This is a genomic window from Acidovorax sp. HMWF029, from assembly GCF_003060895.1.
In the GTDB taxonomy this organism is placed as follows: Bacteria; Pseudomonadota; Gammaproteobacteria; order Burkholderiales; family Burkholderiaceae_C; genus Acidovorax.
Window position 1 is genome coordinate 2,564 of the sequence record NZ_QAIH01000158.1, and the last position, 17,097, is coordinate 19,660.

Genomic DNA, 17,097 nt, shown 5'->3' on the forward strand with positions numbered 1-17,097 from the left:
GTGCAGCTGCCTTCTTGGCTGGTGCAGCCTTCTTGGCTGCTACGGGCTTCGCAGTTGCGGCTTTTTTCGCGGGGGCAGCCTTTTTGGCGGCGGGTTTTTTCGCAGTTGCCATCATGTTCTCCTTGGGTCAATTTGCAAAGAGCACTTCCTGTCTGCAGTGGACAGAAAGCGATCCATGGAGATGGAATAGAACTCCATCTCCATGAACACGGGAGCGCTCCATACGGCTGCGCTCTGCGGCGCTGTCTGTCTGGGGCGTGGTGTAAAAATCCATGGTGGTGTGATGCGACAAAGGCGCTAGTCCCAGGACAGCGCACCACCGGACTGGTATTCAATAACCCGGGTTTCGAAGAAGTTGCGTTCCTTCTTCAGGTCAATCATCTCGCTCATCCACGGGAACGGGTTTTCTTCGTTGGGGAACAGAGTCTCCAGCCCGATCTGTGTAGCGCGGCGGTTGGCGATGTAGCGCAGGTAGCCTTTGAACATCGAGGCATTCATGCCCAGCACACCGCGTGGCATGGTGTCTTCGGCGTAGCGATACTCCAGCTCAACCGCCTTGAGGAACAGCGCCTTGATCTCGGCTTTGAACTCTGCGGTCCACAAGTGCGGGTTCTCCAGTTTGAGCTGGTTGATCAGGTCGATGCCGAAATTGCAGTGCATGGACTCGTCACGCAGGATGTACTGGTACTGCTCGGCCGCACCGGTCATCTTGTTCTGGCGGCCCAGCGCCAGGATTTGTGTGAAGCCCACGTAGAAGAACAGCCCTTCCATCAGGCAGGCGAACACGATGAGCGACTTGAGCAGCGTCTGGTCGGTCTCGAAGGTGCCGGTGTGGAAGTTGGGGTCCATGATCGCCTCGATGAAGGGGATCAGGAACTCGTCCTTGTCGCGGATCGAAGCGACCTCCAGGTAGGCGCTGAAGATCTCGCCTTCGTCCAGGCCCAGCGACTCCACAATGTACTGGTAGGCATGGGTGTGGATCGCCTCTTCAAACGCCTGGCGCAGCAGGAACTGGCGGCACTCGGGTGCGGTGATGTGGCGGTAGGTGCCCAGAACGATGTTGTTGGCGGCCAGCGAGTCGGCAGTCACGAAGAAGCCGAGGTTGCGCTTGATGATGCGGCGCTCGTCTTCGGTCAGGCCATTGGGGTCCTTCCACAACGCGATGTCGCGCGTCATGTTCACTTCTTGCGGCATCCAGTGGTTGGCGCAGGTGGCGAGGTACTTTTCCCACGCCCACTTGTACTTGAAGGGCACCAACTGGTTGACGTCGGTCTGGCCGTTGATGATGCGCTTGTCGGCTGCGTTGACGCGGCGATGTGCGGTTGCTGCTGCGGCGGTTGGCGCAGCGGCGGAGGCCGTCATCGTTGCGTGGACGGCCTGCAGGGAAGGGGTTTGGAAAGACAGGGGCGGCTGCTCCGCCGGGTGGCTCTTGTTCAGTCCACCGTCCAGTTGATTTTGCGATGAGGGCTTGACTTCTTCGTCCCAGGACAACATAGATTTTCCAGTGTTCGGATTATGAAAGCAGTGCTGCAAAAAGGAAAGCACCGCAGCGTTGTGCAGCAACGTTTTGTTGCTTCACAGCACAGGCACAACACCTCGGATCGGTCCGAGGTGTTGTGCGGCAAGTCCTTATTGGCAGGCTTCGCAGCCAGGATCGTCGATGGCGCAGAACTTCACGTCCGTTGCGGGCACTGCTGTCGACTGCGCTGCGGCTACGGCAGCCGCAGCTTCGAGTGCGCCGGGTTGTGCCTGCGTGGGCGCCGATGCTGCAGGCGCTACGCCGTCATTGCCTGAGGAAACCGCGTTGAGCTGGCGCGTGTTCACCGTGCTCATCTCGACGTGCGTGGCGCTCTGCGTGCGCAGGTAGTAGGTGGTCTTGAGGCCACGGATCCACGCCAACTTGTAGGTGTCGTCGAGCTTCTTGCCTGATGCGCCGGCCATGTAGATGTTCAGGCTCTGTGCCTGGTCGATCCACTTCTGGCGGCGCGATGCGGCTTCCACCAGCCACTGCGGCTCCACTTCAAATGCGGTGGAGTACAGCGCTTTGATATCTGCTGGCACACGATCAATGGGATGCAAAGATCCCTTGAAGTGCTTGAGGTCCATGATCATCACGTCATCCCACAGACCGAGGCGCTTGAGGTCGCGCACCAGGCCGCCGTTGATGACGGTGAATTCACCCGACAGGTTGGACTTCACGGACAGGTTGCCGAACGATGGCTCGATCGACGCATCGACGCCGATGATGTTGGAGATTGTGGCAGTCGGGGCTATGGCCACGCAGTTCGAATTGCGCATGCCATCCTGCGCGATCTTCTTGCGCAGTGCGTCCCAATCCAGGGTGGACGAGCGGTCCACCTCTACATAACCGCCCCGGGCTTGCGAGAGCATGTCCAGCGTGTCGAAGGGTAGGATGCCCCGGTCCCACAGCGAGCCCTTGTAGGTGGAATACTTGCCGCGCTCCTTGGCCAGCTCGGTGGATGCCCAGTAGGCGTAGTAGCAGATGGCTTCCATCGACTTGTCGGCAAATTCCACGGCTTGCTGCGATGCATAAGGAATGCGCAGCTCGTACAGGCTGTCCTGGAAGGCCATCACACCCAGACCCACCGGGCGATGGCGCAGGTTGGAGTCGCGCGCCTTGGTGACAGCGTAGTAGTTGATGTCGATCACGTTGTCCAGCATGCGCATGGCCACCGTGATGGTCTTCTTGAGCTTGTCGTGGTCGATCCGACCGTCCTTCAAGTGCTGCAGCAAGTTGACCGAACCCAGGTTGCACACGGCAGTTTCGGTGTCGCTGGTGTTGAGTGTGATCTCTGTGCACAGGTTGGACGAGTGCACCACACCGGCATGCTGCTGGGGTGAGCGCACGTTGCAGGCATCCTTGTAGGTGATCCAGGGATGGCCGGTCTCGAACAGCATGGTCAGCATCTTGCGCCACAGGTCGGTCGCCTGCACCGTCTTGGCGGGCTTGATCTCGCCGCGCGCGGCCTTTTCTTCGTAGGCCACATAGGCTTTCTCGAAGTCGGCACCGAACAGGTCGTGCAGGTCGGGCACGTTGGAGGGCGAGAACAGTGTCCAGGTGCCTTTCTCCATCACGCGGCGCATGAACAGGTCGGGGATCCAGTTGGCCGTGTTCATGTCGTGCGTACGGCGGCGGTCGTCGCCGGTGTTCTTGCGCAGCTCCAGGAACTCTTCGATATCCAAGTGCCAGGTTTCCAGGTAAGTGCAGACCGCGCCCTTGCGCTTGCCGCCCTGGTTTACCGCCACGGCGGTGTCGTTGACCACCTTCAGGAACGGAACCACGCCTTGCGATTCACCGTTGGTGCCCTTGATGTGCGAGCCCAGGGCTCGCACGCGGGTCCAGTCGTTGCCCAGGCCGCCAGCAAACTTGGACAGAAGGGCGTTTTCCTTGATGGATTCGTAGATGCCGTCCAGGTCGTCGGGCACGGTGGTCAGGTAGCACGAGGACAACTGCGAGCGCAGCGTGCCGCTGTTGAAAAGCGTGGGCGTGCTCGACATGAAGTCGAACGACGACAGCACTTCATAGAACTCGATAGCGCGGGCTTCGCGGTCTGTTTCGTTCAGTGCTAGGCCCATGGCCACACGCATGAAGAAAGCTTGGGGCAGCTCGATGCGGGTCTTTTTGACGTGCAGGAAATAGCGGTCATACAGCGTCTGCAGACCGAGGTAGTCGAACTTCAGGTCGCGGTCGGCCTTGAGGGCAGCGCCTAGGCGCTGCAGGTTGTACTGCAGCAGGCGTTCGTCCAGCAGTTCGTTGTCCACGCCCTTTTTGATGAACTGAGGGAAATATTCGAGATAGGCTTGACTCATCTCGGCTTGGGTCACTTCCTTGCCCAGCACTTCACGCACGATGGTGTGCAGTAGCAGGCGGGCCGTGGCGTAGGTGTAGTCAGGGTCTTTTTCGATCAGCGTGCGAGCGGCCAGGATGGATGCCTTGTAGACCTCGTCCATGGGCACACCGTCATAGAGGTTGCGCATGGTCTCTGACACGATGGGGTCCGCCTTGACGTCCTCGCCCAGATTCACGCAGGCCGACTCGATCAGCGCCTGTAGGCGATCCATGTCCAGGGCAATGCGCGCATCACCGTCCAACACGTGCAGCAGCGGTGCGGATGCCACAGGTGCTTGCTGCTCGCTCTGGCGTGCGCGCTCCTGGGTGCGGCGCTCGCGGTACAAAACATAGGCACGGGCCACTTCGTGGTGGCCGCCACGCATCAGGCCCAGCTCCACGTGGTCCTGCACGTCTTCAATATGGAAGGTGCCGCCGCCGGGGCGCGAGCGCACCAGTGCCCGGGTCACGTTGTGGGTCAGGGTGTCAACCACTTCGCGGACGCTGGCGGAAGCGGCACCCTGTGTTCCATGCACTGCCAGAAAGGCCTTCATCATTGCCACTGCAATTTTTTGCGGTTCAAACGGCACCACGGCGCCATTGCGGCGAATGATCTGGTGGTGCGCGAACGCGTTGCCAGCTGTTGCCGCAGGGGTAGCCTGGGATTCGGTAGGGTCTGCCGGGCTGGGCTGGGCGGTGGAAGGCGTGTTCAAAGCAGCTTGCATGGGTGTCCTCTTCTATGGGCTGTCTGGAGTGGGAGAGCGGCGAAAGCGGTCGCCGCGATGGGGAGTGGTGCGCCGAGCTTTAGTCTGCTGCACACTATATATGGTGTGTCATGTGTGTTCAAGACACTACCGGTAGTGTACTGCCTGATTCGGCCTGGAAAAGGGAAACAACCTGTGTTTGCCCCCGGGGTGCGGGCGAAGCAGCCGGCGTGAGACCCTTGCGCGTGTTGCGATAGGCGCCGAGAACCAAGCTGGGGCGGGTGCTGGCGGCGGATTTTCCCTTCGGGACCGCGTGGTGGCTGGATAAAAAAAAATGTGCAAATGCACAAAGAAAAAGTGCTGTGCTGACGCTCCGATGCGACAGCGTCGTTCAGAGCTGCAAAGGCGCTGGGGGCAGTGTTGCCGGGGGAAACTGGTGGCATGGCCATTCCAGTTTTTTCTGCAGGATGGCCCAGTCGAATCCGGGGCCGGGGTCCTGCTTGCGCCCGGGGGCAATATGTTCATGCCCAGCCACATGCGCGATGGGATAGCGCTGCGCGATGTCCTGGCACAGCCGGGCCAGGGTCTGGTACTGGGGGGGCTCAAAGCCCAGGCCTTCCAGGCCCTCCAGTTCAATGCCGATAGAGTCGTCGTTGCATTGGGCGCGCCCCCGGTAGAACGACTGCCCCGCGTGCCAGGCACGCAGGTCGCAGTCGACAAACTGCCATGGCACCCCAAGGCGGTCGATAAAAAAATGGGCGGAGACCTGCAAGCCGCGGATGCCCTGGTAGTAGGGGTGGGTATCCCAGTTCAGGGTATTGGTGAACAGCTGCTGCACAGCGCCCGTGCCAAATTCTCCTGGCGGCAGGCTGATGGAGTGCACCACGATCAGATCCACTGCCTGGGCCGTTGCCGGGCGCTTACCGTGGTTTGGCGATTCCAGGCGGCGTGCGCAGCGGTGCCAGCCGCCATCCCATACGGAGGCGGGTTGTTCGTCATCCCATGTCGTCATGCGGATCCTGGTCGTTCGGCACGGAGATGTTCAGGCGCGCGATGCGATAGCGGATCTGGCGCAGGCTGATGCCCAGTCGCGCGGCAGTGGCGGTTCGGTTGAAGCCGGCCTCCTTGAGTGCGCGGATCAGTATCTCGCGCTCTTGCTGGTCCAGCCAGGCCTGCAGATCGCTGGGCAGGGGCGCAGCGCAGGCGGTGGCCTGTGGGGCTATATGTGGGGTCGAAGCGGTGGCATCGGTAGTCTGCGCGTGGGGGCTGTTTCCATGCGATGTTGCTGGGCGTACTGCCTGTGGGTCGGTGGCGCCGGTGGGCCAGTCCACATGCAACTCCTCACCATCGCTGAGAGCCACTGCGCGGTGCAGCAGGTTCTCCAGCTCCCGCACATTGCCTGTGAGTGGGTGGGCGGCGATGGCGGCGAGTGCGCGGTCGGTAAGAGCTGGCACGGGCATGCCGGACTCCTGGGCAATGCGGGACAGCAGCGCTGCACAGAGCGCGGGCAGATCCTCGCGCCGTTCCCGCAGTGGCGGGATCACGATCTCGATCACATTGAGCCGGTAGTACAGGTCCTGCCGGAAGCGGCCGGACTGCACATCGGCCGCCAGATCCCGGTGGGTGGCGCTCACGATGCGCACATCCACGGTTTCCTCCTGGGTGGAGCCCAGGGGGCGCACACTGCGTTCCTGGATGGAGCGCAGCAGCTTGGACTGCATGGCCAGGGGCAGATCGCCGATTTCGTCCAGGAACAGGGTGCCCCCGCGTGCGGCCTGAAAGTAACCGTCCCGGTCCTGGGTGGCGCCGGTGTACGAGCCCTTGCGGGCGCCAAAAAATTCGGCTTCGAGGAGGTTCTCCGGGATCGCGCCACAGTTCACCGCCACCAGGGGGCCGTCGGCCCGCTGGCTGCTGGCATGCAGCGCCTGGGCCACCAGCTCCTTGCCGGTGCCTGACTCGCCATGGATGAGAACCGGCGCCATGCCGCGCGACACCTTGGCCACCCGCTGCTTGACGTTGCGGATGGCTTCCGACGCACCCACAAGCTTGTCCAGCGCAGCGTTGCCCGACGCGTGCTCGGTCGCCGTGGCCGATTGGCGTTGCTGCCCGGGGCTGCGGGCGGCCCGGGGAGCAGGCACCCCGCCGGTGCCCTGCACTGCCGATGCCACCACCGAGCGGAACTGCTTCAGGTCCACCGGTTTGGTCAGGTAGTCGAAGGCGCCCGAGCGCAGGGCCTCAACCGCGTTTTCTGCTGAGCCGTAGGCGGTCATGACCACACAGCGCTCCCGGCGTTGTTGGTCACGCAAGTCCTGCAGCAGCTCCATGCCAAAGCCATCAGGCAGCCGCATGTCGGTGATCACGGCATCGAAGCGATGGGCCTTGAGCTGGTCGCGTGCCTCCTGCACGCTGGACGCCGTCTCCACGCGATAGCCTTCGCGCAGCAGGGTCAGTTCGTACAAGGTGCGCAGATCGGGTTCGTCATCGACGACGAGGATGGAGGCGGCAGGGGCGTTCATGGCAATCCGGTTCAGACCACGATGGTGTCAAACAGCGTCGCGGCGTCGGCAGGGCGGGTGGTGCGGCGGAAGCTCACGGTGAACGCGTTGCCTCCGGTCTCGCCCCGCAATGTGGTGCGGTTCAGCCGCTGGTAACTGATGGACGCTCCATGGCGTTGGCACAGTTCGCGGCAAATATAAAGGCCCAGGCCGCTGGAGCGGCTCTCGGACGAGAAAAAGGGCTCAAACAGGTGGCGCTCCACGGATTTGTCCATGGGGGCGCCGTCGCTCCACACCTGCAGGCTGACCTGGCCCGCCGGGGTGGTGCGCGTCGCAACACACAGGGAGTCGGGTTCCGGCCCCATGTAGCGCAGGGCATTGTCCAGCAGGTTCACCAGCACACGGCGCAGGTGCTCACCATCAAATTCCACTTGTGAGGCGTGGGTGTCCAGTATGACCACCGCACGGCGTTTTACAGGGTCCTGGGCCTGCCAGTCGTGCCAGATCTGAGAAATAGTCTCGTCCAACTGCAGGGTGGATGCGGGAGCGTGGCTGATCTGGTGCTGAACCCGTGCGATATCGAGCACTTCTTCGGCAATGCGCGCCAGCCGGTCTGCGTTCTGCTGGACCATGTGGGCCAGGCGTTTTTGTGCCGGATCGTGCAGATCTTCCTCCAGCAGCGCATTGGCCTGCACTATGGCCGCAAGGGGGTTGCGGATTTCATGGGCCACGGCCGCAGACATGCGGCCCATGGCCGCGAGCTTTTCTGTGCGCAGGCGGGCTTCCATTTCGCGCAGATCGTGCAAGAACATCACACACAGCCGCTCGGTGTGGGCCTCACGCGCTGCCTCCCGGGTGGAAGTGAGCCATGTGCGCACATGCAGGCCGGTCGGGCTTTGGCCGGGGTGCAGCAGGTCCACATCCGCCGTCTGGGGTTGCTCGTGGCGAAAAGTCCGCCGGGCCAGGATCACCAGGGGAGCCCAAGGGGAGGCGGATTGCAGTGTCAATGGCAAGTCAGGCGGCGCACCACTGGCGAGCAACTGCAAACCGGCCGGGTTGGCGACACGCACCACATCGTTCTCGTCCACCACCAGCACGCCGTCGGTCAGGTTCTGGATGACCAATGCGCTCACCTGGGTCTGAACGCGGGCCGCAATCTGGCTTTGCTGCGCCACTTCCTGTTCGCGCGTCAGCCGGGTTGCCAACTGGTGCACGAGGTAGCTCACGATGAAATAGCCCGTGCCGGCGAGTGCGCTTTGCAGGTAGCGCTGGGCATCGTCTTCGCCCGTGCGTGCGCCCATCCACCAGGCCCAGCCCAGCAGCAGCAGCGTGACGCCGGCCGTGGTGCCCAGTGCCAGCGTGAGTGTGCCCAGCACGGCCGCCATCAGGATGGGCAGGCCGAACAGGGGCGTGTAGTTCATGGTGCCTGCGTGCAGCAGCTGCAGGGCCGTGATCGCAGCGAGGTCGATGCCAATCGACGGGAGCCACTGTGGCCCCGCGCCAGGCGAAGGCGGCCCTTGCCGGGCCAACACGCGCAGGGCCACGGTGGCGACCAGATAGGCCACGCACAGTGTGAGCAATGTGGGGTCGGCGACCTGGTTGATGACCTGCCCCGCGCCTTGCAGGACCAGCAGGGCGAGCGCCACCATGACGCGGCCCGTGAGGAAGCCGCGCCACATGCGCACAAAAGGCGCATCCACCGTGGCCAGGTAGTTGCCAGCAGGCAGGGTTTGCATGGCTCAGGCCGGGCCCAGCTGCCGGTGTTCGGTGCTGCAGTAGGCCTGGTTGCCGAGCATCACGGCCTCTGCCTGGGGAATGTGCACGCCGCAATGCGCGCAGGCCAGCATGTCCTGCGGCAGCGCGCGTGGCGAAGGAGACGATGGCTTGGGTGCGGCATCGTCCGGTGCGCGGCGGCTGCGCCAGATGCCGATGGCCACGGCCAGGACCACGAACAAGACCAGGTACTTCATGCGCTGCGCCCCAGAACCACTTCCAGCACAAACCGCGAGCCCACATAGGCCAGCAGCAGCAGGGCCGCCCCGGCATACAGCACCCGCACCGCATTGCGCCCGCGCCAGCCAAAACGCGCACGGCCCAGCAGCAGGGTGGCAAACGTCAGCCACGACAGCAGGGAGAAGATGGCCTTGTGGTCCCAGCGCCAGCTGCGGCCGTACAGAGTCTCGCCAAACAGCCACCCGGCCAGCAACGTTGCGGTGAGCAGCACAAAACCGGCGGTCACGAAGCGGAAGGTCAGCCGCTCCAGGGTGAGCAGAGGGATGCCGCTGTGTGAGTCTTCCGCCTGGCGGATGTGGCGCTCGGCGCGGTTCATGAGCCAGGCGTGCACCACGGCCGCCGCAAACAGGCCATAGCAGGCGATGCCAAGGGCCAGGTGCAGAGGCAGCCAGGCCGATGCTGTCACATGCAGCGGCTGCCCCGGGAAGGCCATGGCCAGCACAATGGCTGCGGCACCCAGGCCCGCAAGCACCCAGCGCGATTGCATTTGCGGAAACAGTTGCCGCTCCACCGCATACACCGTGAGCACCAGCCAGGCGGTCATCGACAGGGCCGGTGCAAAACCAAAACGCGGCATGTCGCCCCACAGGCCCCACACCAGCACCGCGCCGTGCAGCACCCATGCCACCAGCAGGGCATTGCGGGCCGCTGTGGCGCCCAGGCGCGAGGCTGCGGCGGCGGGCACGGCGTATGCCACAGCGGCGGCCAGGGCCAGCAGCCAGCTGATGGGGGAGCTACTCGCTAAAATCATGGGTCACAGTTTAGCCTTTTGCCCCCACCGCCAGCGCCCTGGCGGGCCTGCTCGCCCCCCGACCTTGTGTTGATCGCGCGCAGGCAACACCGGAACTTCCCCTATGGCCTCCGCCCTTACCGACAAACTCTCGCGCCTCGTCAAGGAGATGCGCGGCCAGGCCCGCATCACCGAGTCCAACGTGCAGGACATGCTGCGCGAGGTGCGCATGGCTCTTCTGGAGGCTGACGTGGCCCTTCCAGTGGTGCGCGACTTCATTGCCCGCGTGAAGGACAAGGCGCTGGGCCAGGAGGTGCTAGGCTCGCTCAAGCCCGGGCAGACGCTGGTCTCCATCGTCAACCGCGAGCTGGCCGCCACCATGGGCGAGGGCATTTCCGACATCAACCTTGCCGCCCAGCCCCCGGCCATCATCCTCATGGCGGGCCTGCAGGGTGCGGGCAAGACCACCACCACGGCCAAGCTGGCCAAGCACCTGATCGAAAAGCGCAAGAAGAAGGTACTCACCGTCTCGGGCGACGTGTACCGCCCAGCGGCCATCGAGCAGCTCAAGACCGTGACCAAGCAGGCGGGCGCCGAGTGGTTCCCCAGCACGCCTGACCAGAAACCGCTCGATATCGCGCGCGCTGCGCTCGACTACGCCAAGAAGCACTATTTCGACGTGCTGCTGGTCGATACGGCCGGTCGGCTGGCCATTGACGAGGCCTTGATGAAGGAAATCAAGGACCTGCATGCCACGCTGAACCCGGTCGAAACCTTGTTCGTGGTCGATGCCATGCAAGGGCAGGACGCGATCAACACCGCCAAGGCCTTCAAGGAGGCGCTGCCCCTCACGGGCATCGTTTTGACCAAACTCGACGGTGACTCGCGCGGCGGCGCGGCGCTGTCGGTGCGGCAAATCACCGGTGCGCCCATCAAGTTTGCCGGTGTCTCGGAAAAGATCGACGGGCTGGAGGTGTTCGATGCCGAGCGCCACGCGGGCCGCATCCTGGGCATGGGCGACATCGTGGCGCTGGTCGAGCAGGTCACGGCCGGGGTGGACATGGAGGCCGCGCAGAAACTCGCGGCGAAAGTCAAGAGCGGTGACGGCTTTGACCTGAACGACTTCCTGGCCCAGATCCAGCAGATGAAGCAGATGGGTGGCCTCTCCAGTCTGATGGACAAGCTGCCGTCGCAGCTCACCGCCAAGGCCGGAGCCCTGGACATGGACAAGGCCGAGAAGGACATCAAGCGCAAGGAAGGCATCATCCAGAGCATGACGCCGCTGGAGCGCCGCAAGCCCGACCTCATCAAGGCCACGCGCAAGAAACGCATCGCCAACGGGGCAGGCGTGCATGTGCAAGAGGTCAACCGCCTGCTCAAGGAGTTTGAGCAGATGCAGGGCATGATGAAAAAGATGAAGGGCGGTGGCCTCATGAAGATGATGAAGCGCATGGGCGGAATGAAAGGCCTGGGCGGTGGTGGCATGCCCAAGATGCCGTTCTGAGTCGCCTGACCCTGGCATCAAAAAACCCTGAAGAGGCGCAGCTTCTCCAGGGTTTTTGTTTTCAGCGCGCCTGCAGCCAGTGCTTGAGCGGCTGATTCGCCCACGCCTTGGCCTCCTCGCCCACAAAGATGCGTGGCTGGGAGGGCGGGAGTTTGCGGCGCTTTTCCTGTGCAGCGATGGAGTTCTGCGCCTCGCTCATCCAGTCGGTCACCGAAAGGCTGGCGCCGCCCGCCTGGCCAAACAAGGCTTCGGCAAAAGGCGTGTGGTTGCCGCCGTATTTGCACTGGAAGCTGGTGCGGCGTGCGTCCGTGGCCGTGATCACCACGCGGTTCGGCGCCTTCAGGGGCTCGACAAAGGCGCCGCTGTAGCAGGCGGACAGCACCACCAGCACCGGCACCTTGTTGAGCGGTGCCAGCGCATCGCTCAGTGCCTGGGGCGTGAGGGGCTGCAGGTTTTTGCCGCCTGCGCTGATGTTGAGCAGGCCGGGATTGCCGTGGGTCGATATGAACAGCAGCACGCGGTCGCGCGGGCGCGCCACTTCAGCCGTCTTGGACATCACCAGCGCAAAATTTTCGGCCGTGGCCTGGGGCCAGTCGGTGGGCTGGTCGCGCGCGGGGTTGGCCAGCTTGAGCATCAGCGCGTTGGGGTCGATCTCCTTGACCCGCTGCTCGGCCAGCAGCACATCGTTGCGGAACGCCTTGGACTGCGAGTGCATGGCAAAGCCCGCAAAGATGATGCGCCCGGGTGGTTCGGGGGGAGGAGGAGGCGCTGGGGTCGCGATCGGGACGGGTTTGGGAGGCGGTGCCGGGGTGGGCTGGACGCAGCCCACCAAGGCCAGAGCCAGAGCGCTTACATGGATCAGCCGCCAGCGGGCGACGGGGAGCAACAAAAGAAGTGGCATCGATAGCGGGGCCGCGCGGTGGCGCAGACCATCCTCAGGCAGAACGGTCTCGGCGCAGGGTCAGGGTGGAAGAATACGCATCGTAGCGATTTGCCAGGCTTGGGTTGCGGCGCTCAGAGACAAAAGATTTGAAGGTTTTTAGGGCCTTTCCGCTCGTTGGAAAACACTTTATTGCTATTAAATATATAGCAAAAAAGGAAGGCCGATGTCGGCACTGTCATGTGGTTTGTGTCTGATTTTTCGCACTGTCACAATGCCGCCTGCAGCGTGGGCCGGGGGCATTCGTCCTTCACATCCACCTGCTACCTTGGCCGGATGTGCTCGACACCATCATGCGCAGGTTGCTTGCCGTTGCAGATGTTGCTGTTCCGCGAGATCCTTCGGCTGAGCGATCAACCGGCCTCACGGCGCTGCAGCTGGCGGGTCTCAAAGGCTGAGGTGTTGAGCGCAGCAGCGCCTCGATCTCGCCCAGCAGCTCCAAGGTGTTCCAGTGCGGGAATGGCATCACTTCTTTCTGGCCTTCGCTCTGGCAGCGGTGCAAATCCTCGCGATACACCCGGTATCTCTCCGGTTTGCGCCTTGCCAGTGCCAAAAATCCATCCTTTTTATTTGTGCCTTCAAGCATGAAACACTGCACTAGCCGCCCATCCCGGCAAGGTACTTGTGCAACTCCAGAAAGGCTTTGAACGGGTTCTAAGGCGCATCCACTCCATTGGCAGGCCCACGCGGCGAACTGCCTGCTCCCTCCGCTTGAAGGGGCGTGCCATCCAAAAGTCCAGCCGCAGTGCCAACACCAGCGTTGGTCCCATTCGCGCCCACCAGTTGGTGCATCACGGTGCGGCGGCTGGTATCCACTCGCGCATGCGGTCCGCTGGCCCGCCATTGTTGGGGCTCGTGCGGTCTTGGGGCCTGCGCTGGGGAGGGTAATGGGTCAGGCCGTAAGGGGGGCGCCCTCGCGCACCAGCACTTCGCCACGCAGGGTGTAGGCCTTGGCTTCGGTGATGGTCACATCCACCATCTGCCCCACCAGGCGGGGCTGGCCCACAAAGTTGACCACGCGGTTGCACTCGGTGCGGCCCATCAGCTCGGTGGCGTCGCGCTTGGAAGCGCCTTCCACCAGAATGCGCTGCACCGTGCCTACGCGGCTTTCGCTGATGGACTTGATGTTGGCGTTGATGACGCCCTGCAGGTGCTGCAGGCGGCGCAGCTTCACGTCGTGCGGCGTGTCGTCGTGCAGCCCAGCGGCGGGAGTGCCGGGGCGGGGGCTGAAGATGAAGCTGAAGCTGTTGTCGAAGTGGATATCGTCGATCAGCTTCATCATCTTGTTGAAGTCGTCTTCCGTCTCACCCGGAAAGCCCACGATGAAGTCGCTGCTCATGGCCAGGTCGGGGCGGATAGCGCGCAGCTTGCGCACCGTGCTCTTGTACTCCATGGCGGTGTATCCGCGTTTCATGGCCATCAGAATGCGGTCGCTGCCGTGCTGCACGGGCAGGTGCAGGTGGCTGGCTAGCTTGGGCAGCTTGGCGTAGGCCTCAATCAGCCGCGGCGTGAACTCGTTGGGGTGGCTGGTGGTGTAACGGATGCGCTCGATGCCGGGAATGTCCGACACGTATTCGAGCAGCAGCGCAAAGTCGGCAATCTCGGCAGTGCCCCCCATCTTGCCCAGGTAGGCGTTCACGTTCTGGCCCAGCAGGGTGATTTCCTTCACGCCTTGGTCGGCCAGGCCCGCCACTTCGACCAGCACATCGTCAAACGGGCGGCTCACCTCTTCGCCACGGGTGTAGGGCACCACGCAGTAGCTGCAGTATTTGCTGCAGCCTTCCATGATCGACACAAAGGCCGATGCACCCTCCACGCGCGCGGGGGGTAGGTGGTCGAACTTTTCGATCTCAGGGAAGCTGATGTCCACCTGGGGCTTGTCCAGGCGCTCGCGCTGGTTCAGCATCTCCGGCAGGCGGTGCAGGGTTTGCGGGCCGAACACCACGTCCACATAGGGGGCGCGTTTGATGATCTCGGCACCTTCCTGGCTGGCCACGCAGCCGCCCACGCCAATCTTCACGCCGCGCGCTTTCAAGTGCTTGATGCGGCCCAGGTCGCTGAAGACTTTCTCTTGCGCCTTCTCGCGCACAGAGCAGGTGTTGAAGAGGATGAGGTCGGCTTCGTCCACGTTCTGCGTGGGCTCGTAGCCTTGGGCGGCATTGAGCACGTCGGCCATCTTGTCCGAGTCGTACTCGTTCATCTGGCAGCCGAAGGTTTTGATAAAGACTTTTTTGGCCATGGCAATGTCGCAAATAGCAAATGGTCACCGCCGCCAGCAGGGCGCGGAGAGGGGCTGTGGAGGTCGCAAGGGTGTGGCCGCCAGGGCCGCACCCGCAGGAATTACTTCTGAACGGCGCCAGAGCCGGTCGTGATGTTGCTGGTGGTGCTATCGCTGCCCTTGCGGGGTTGCGCCGCCTCACGCTCGGTGAGGATCCAGGCCGCGTGCAGCATGCCGGTGCTGGCTTCCAGCACGTAGTTGACCTTGAAGGTCTGACCCAGCACTGTGTGCGCCATGACCAGGGTGTTCTGAGGGCTGAAAAGCCGCATCCCAGGCGCCATGAGAATGGATTTTCCATTGAGCACGGCTTCGGCAGTGGTCGAGAGGGTCAGCGTGCCGCGCAGCGCGGCTTCCGGGAAGGGGCGGTTCATGCCCAGTCCGGGCTCCACCTGGGCGGCCGCAGGCATGGCGACAGACATCAGGGCACCGCAGGCCAATGCGGCCAGCCATGCGTGCCGGTGGCGGGAGATGGGGGCGGTAGTGTTGCAGCGGTTCATGGTTTACATCCAGGGGCTGAAGTCACAATTTTAGGGGGAGGCGGTGTGGCCAGGTCTCACAGGCAGTCTTTCGGACTGCGAAATCCGGCACCTCAAAGAAAAAACCCACAGTGAGTTGCCGCACTGTGGGTTTTTATATGGTGGTCGTAGGTGGACTTGAACCACCGACATCAGCATTATGAATGCTGCGCTCTAACCAACTGAGCTATACGACCGCAGACCAAGATTATAGAACAAAAATTATTGATGTGTGAAGTTGGCTGTGCGTTTGTTCATGAAAGCATCCATGCCTTCCTTCTGGTCCTGGGTGGCGAACAGCGCGTGAAAGAGGCGGCGCTCGAACATCACGCCGTCCGACAGCGTGCCTTCGAACGCCCGGTTCACCGACTCCTTGGCGGCCATCACGGCCAGTTGGGAGAAGCCAGCCACGATGATGGCGGCACCCAGGGCCTCGTCCATGAGCTTGTCGTAAGGCACCACGCGGCTGACCAGACCAGCACGTTCGGCTTCGGCAGCGTCCATCATGCGGCCCGTGAGGGCCATGTCCATGGCCTTGGATTTGCCCACGGCACGGGGCAGGCGCTGCGTGCCGCCAGCGCCCGGGATCACGCCCAGCTTGATTTCGGGCTGGCCGAACCGGGCATTGTCGGCGGCGATGATGAAGTCGCACATCATGGCCAGCTCGCAGCCACCGCCCAGCGCAAAGCCACTCACGGCAGCGATCACGGGCTTGCGGATGGAGCGGATCGTCTCCCAGTTGCGGGTGATGTAGTCGCCCTTGTAGGTGTCGGCAAAGCTGTACTTGGCCATCGCGCCGATGTCCGCGCCCGCTGCAAAGGCTTTTTCACTGCCCGTGACGATCATGCAACCGATGCTCTCGTCGGCGTCAAACGCCTTGAGGGCCGCGCCCAGCTCGTTCATCAGCTGGTCGTTCAGCGCATTGAGCTGTTTGGGGCGGTTAAGCGTGATGACGCCGACTTTGTCCGCTTCAACGCGAACCTCGATGGTTTCGTAGGCCATGAAATCTCCTGGGTGTGTAGTTTGTTGTGACAGCGCAAGGAATATACCCAACCCGGCCACGCCGTCAGGCCAGCCAGCGCCCCAGAGCCGCCGTGTCGGTGGGGGCCAGGCTGATGGTGTCTGCTGCAGGCTGTGCCTGCTGTGCTGGGGCGGTTTTTCCGCGCGTTTTGGTGGTGGTGGCCGCACCCGCCTTGCCGCCAGCGGTGGGGGGCAGTGTCAGCGGCAACCGCAGCAAGCGCCCGTCCCGGGCCACGATGGCGGTCAGGGCCGTCTCGGCGCCCGCGTAGAACGTGACGTCATCGAGCTTGCCAATGCGCCAGCCCTGCCCTTGCACCTCCAGGCCCAGCCATTCGTCGCCCGCCGCCATGCCAGCATTTTCGGCCGCGCCGCCACGCAACACGGCCTTGATCTGCACGCTGTGGTTCTCTGCCACGCGCAGGCCCAGGCGCTGGGCCAGTTGGGGTGCTTCGGCCTTGAGGGTCACGCCGTGAGCGGCCAGCAGATCGGCCAGCGGTAGCTCAGAGGTGCCGTGCACCCATTGCGCCAGCTCCGAATCGAAGGAGCGGCCTGCCAGTTGTTCCAGAACCGCACGCAGGTCGGCCTCGGCCATTGGACCGCCTGCCGTGCGGGCCCACAGGGCACGCATCACGGCGTCGAGGGTGGTCTTGCCTTCGCGGCGCAGGGCGAGGTCCAGGCACAGGGCCACCAGCGAGCCCTTGGTGTAGTAGCTCACCGTGGAGTTGGGCGTGTTTTCGTCCTGGCGGTAGTACTTGACCCAGGCGTCAAAGCTGGCCTGCGCTACGGTTTGCACGGTTCGTCCAGGGGTCTGCAGCACCTGGTTGATGGTTTTGGTGATGAGCTTGAGATAGGTTGCGTCATCGATCAGCCCGGCGCGGCGCAGCAGCAGGTCGTCGTAGTAGCTGGTGAAGCCTTCGAAGAACCACAGCAGTTCGGTGTAGTTCTCGCGGCTGTAGTCGTAGGTGGCGAAATCGGCGGGGCGCAGGCGCTTGACGTTCCAGGTGTGAAAGTATTCGTGGCTGATGAGTCCCAGCAGTGTGGTGTAGCC

13 protein-coding genes, 1 tRNA gene and 1 pseudogene are annotated in these 17,097 nt (G+C 63.1%); 1 reads left to right on the forward strand and 14 read right to left on the reverse strand.

Features of this window, described 5'->3' with window-relative positions; genetic code table 11:
* Window positions 1-297: 297 nt before the first annotated feature.
* The 7 genes from DBR12_RS11050 to DBR12_RS11080 form a co-directional block, all read right to left on the reverse strand.
* Window positions 298-1,494: a ribonucleotide-diphosphate reductase subunit beta gene (locus DBR12_RS11050; protein WP_108617288.1), complete on the reverse strand. Its 1,197-nt coding sequence runs from the start codon at window positions 1,492-1,494 to the stop codon at window positions 298-300.
* 135 nt (window positions 1,495-1,629) lie between these two features.
* Window positions 1,630-4,575: a ribonucleoside-diphosphate reductase subunit alpha gene (locus DBR12_RS11055; RefSeq protein ID WP_108617289.1), complete on the reverse strand. Its 2,946-nt coding sequence runs from the start codon at window positions 4,573-4,575 to the stop codon at window positions 1,630-1,632.
* Between the two features lie 370 nt (window positions 4,576-4,945).
* Window positions 4,946-5,566 carry a 1,6-anhydro-N-acetylmuramyl-L-alanine amidase AmpD gene (gene ampD / locus DBR12_RS11060; protein WP_108617290.1) on the reverse strand — a complete coding sequence of 207 codons (621 nt, stop codon included), beginning with the start codon at window positions 5,564-5,566 and terminating at the stop codon, window positions 4,946-4,948.
* Window positions 5,550-7,070, reverse strand: coding sequence for a sigma-54 dependent transcriptional regulator (locus DBR12_RS11065; protein WP_108617291.1), 1,521 nt, complete (start codon window positions 7,068-7,070; stop codon window positions 5,550-5,552). Before DBR12_RS11065 ends, ampD begins: the two co-directional genes overlap by 17 nt.
* Window positions 7,071-7,081: 11 nt before the next feature.
* Window positions 7,082-8,785 carry a PAS domain-containing sensor histidine kinase gene (locus tag DBR12_RS11070; RefSeq protein WP_108617292.1) on the reverse strand — a complete coding sequence of 568 codons (1,704 nt, stop codon included), beginning with the start codon at window positions 8,783-8,785 and terminating at the stop codon, window positions 7,082-7,084.
* A 3-nt stretch (window positions 8,786-8,788) separates the two neighbouring features.
* Entirely contained in the window at window positions 8,789-9,019 is a 231-nt protein-coding gene (locus DBR12_RS11075; RefSeq protein WP_108617293.1) for a PP0621 family protein, read from the reverse strand.
* Window positions 9,016-9,813: an inner membrane protein YpjD gene (locus tag DBR12_RS11080; RefSeq protein ID WP_108617294.1), complete on the reverse strand. Its 798-nt coding sequence runs from the start codon at window positions 9,811-9,813 to the stop codon at window positions 9,016-9,018. Before DBR12_RS11080 ends, DBR12_RS11075 begins: the two co-directional genes overlap by 4 nt.
* Before the next feature lie 103 nt (window positions 9,814-9,916).
* Between DBR12_RS11080 and ffh the strand changes: the two genes are divergently transcribed.
* Window positions 9,917-11,296 carry a signal recognition particle protein gene (gene ffh / locus DBR12_RS11085; protein WP_108617295.1) on the forward strand — a complete coding sequence of 460 codons (1,380 nt, stop codon included), beginning with the start codon at window positions 9,917-9,919 and terminating at the stop codon, window positions 11,294-11,296.
* A 61-nt stretch (window positions 11,297-11,357) separates the two neighbouring features.
* On the opposite strand, the gene DBR12_RS11090 is transcribed toward ffh, so the two are convergent.
* The 7 genes and pseudogenes from DBR12_RS11090 to DBR12_RS22760 form a co-directional block, all read right to left on the reverse strand.
* Window positions 11,358-12,011 (reverse strand): C13 family peptidase, encoded by a 654-nt coding sequence (locus tag DBR12_RS11090; protein WP_233244395.1) that lies wholly within the window; start codon window positions 12,009-12,011, stop codon window positions 11,358-11,360.
* A 475-nt stretch (window positions 12,012-12,486) separates the two neighbouring features.
* Window positions 12,487-12,822 (reverse strand): hypothetical protein, encoded by a 336-nt coding sequence (locus tag DBR12_RS22005; RefSeq protein WP_146185516.1) that lies wholly within the window; start codon window positions 12,820-12,822, stop codon window positions 12,487-12,489.
* 306 nt (window positions 12,823-13,128) lie between these two features.
* A complete protein-coding gene (miaB, locus tag DBR12_RS11095) occupies window positions 13,129-14,475 on the reverse strand; it encodes a tRNA (N6-isopentenyl adenosine(37)-C2)-methylthiotransferase MiaB (RefSeq protein WP_108617297.1) in 1,347 nt (448 codons plus the stop codon).
* A 101-nt stretch (window positions 14,476-14,576) separates the two neighbouring features.
* Window positions 14,577-15,011 (reverse strand): hypothetical protein, encoded by a 435-nt coding sequence (locus tag DBR12_RS11100; RefSeq protein WP_108617298.1) that lies wholly within the window; start codon window positions 15,009-15,011, stop codon window positions 14,577-14,579.
* 138 nt (window positions 15,012-15,149) lie between these two features.
* Window positions 15,150-15,226 (reverse strand) — tRNA-Met (locus DBR12_RS11105).
* A 25-nt stretch (window positions 15,227-15,251) separates the two neighbouring features.
* Entirely contained in the window at window positions 15,252-16,031 is a 780-nt protein-coding gene (locus DBR12_RS11110) for an enoyl-CoA hydratase (protein ID WP_108617299.1), read from the reverse strand.
* 64 nt (window positions 16,032-16,095) lie between these two features.
* A pseudogene (locus tag DBR12_RS22760) lies at window positions 16,096-17,097 on the reverse strand (peptidase M61); the annotation flags it as partial.

What these genes read in the sequence shown, in the direction of transcription:
- DBR12_RS11050 (WP_108617288.1), bottom strand. Translation starts at nt 1,494, where the DNA reads ATGTTGTCCTGGGACGAAGAAGTCAAGCCCTCATCGCAAAATCAACTG.
- DBR12_RS11055 (WP_108617289.1), bottom strand. Translation starts at nt 4,575, where the DNA reads ATGCAAGCTGCTTTGAACACGCCTTCCACCGCCCAGCCCAGCCCGGCA.
- ampD (WP_108617290.1), bottom strand. Translation starts at nt 5,566, where the DNA reads ATGACGACATGGGATGACGAACAACCCGCCTCCGTATGGGATGGCGGC.
- DBR12_RS11065 (WP_108617291.1), bottom strand. Translation starts at nt 7,070, where the DNA reads ATGAACGCCCCTGCCGCCTCCATCCTCGTCGTCGATGACGAACCCGAT.
- DBR12_RS11070 (WP_108617292.1), bottom strand. Translation starts at nt 8,785, where the DNA reads ATGCAAACCCTGCCTGCTGGCAACTACCTGGCCACGGTGGATGCGCCT.
- DBR12_RS11075 (WP_108617293.1), bottom strand. Translation starts at nt 9,019, where the DNA reads ATGAAGTACCTGGTCTTGTTCGTGGTCCTGGCCGTGGCCATCGGCATC.
- DBR12_RS11080 (WP_108617294.1), bottom strand. Translation starts at nt 9,813, where the DNA reads ATGATTTTAGCGAGTAGCTCCCCCATCAGCTGGCTGCTGGCCCTGGCC.
- ffh (WP_108617295.1), top strand. Translation starts at nt 9,917, where the DNA reads ATGGCCTCCGCCCTTACCGACAAACTCTCGCGCCTCGTCAAGGAGATG.
- DBR12_RS11090 (WP_233244395.1), bottom strand. Translation starts at nt 12,011, where the DNA reads ATGCACTCGCAGTCCAAGGCGTTCCGCAACGATGTGCTGCTGGCCGAG.
- DBR12_RS22005 (WP_146185516.1), bottom strand. Translation starts at nt 12,822, where the DNA reads ATGCTTGAAGGCACAAATAAAAAGGATGGATTTTTGGCACTGGCAAGG.
- miaB (WP_108617297.1), bottom strand. Translation starts at nt 14,475, where the DNA reads ATGGCCAAAAAAGTCTTTATCAAAACCTTCGGCTGCCAGATGAACGAG.
- DBR12_RS11100 (WP_108617298.1), bottom strand. Translation starts at nt 15,011, where the DNA reads ATGAACCGCTGCAACACTACCGCCCCCATCTCCCGCCACCGGCACGCA.
- DBR12_RS11110 (WP_108617299.1), bottom strand. Translation starts at nt 16,031, where the DNA reads ATGGCCTACGAAACCATCGAGGTTCGCGTTGAAGCGGACAAAGTCGGC.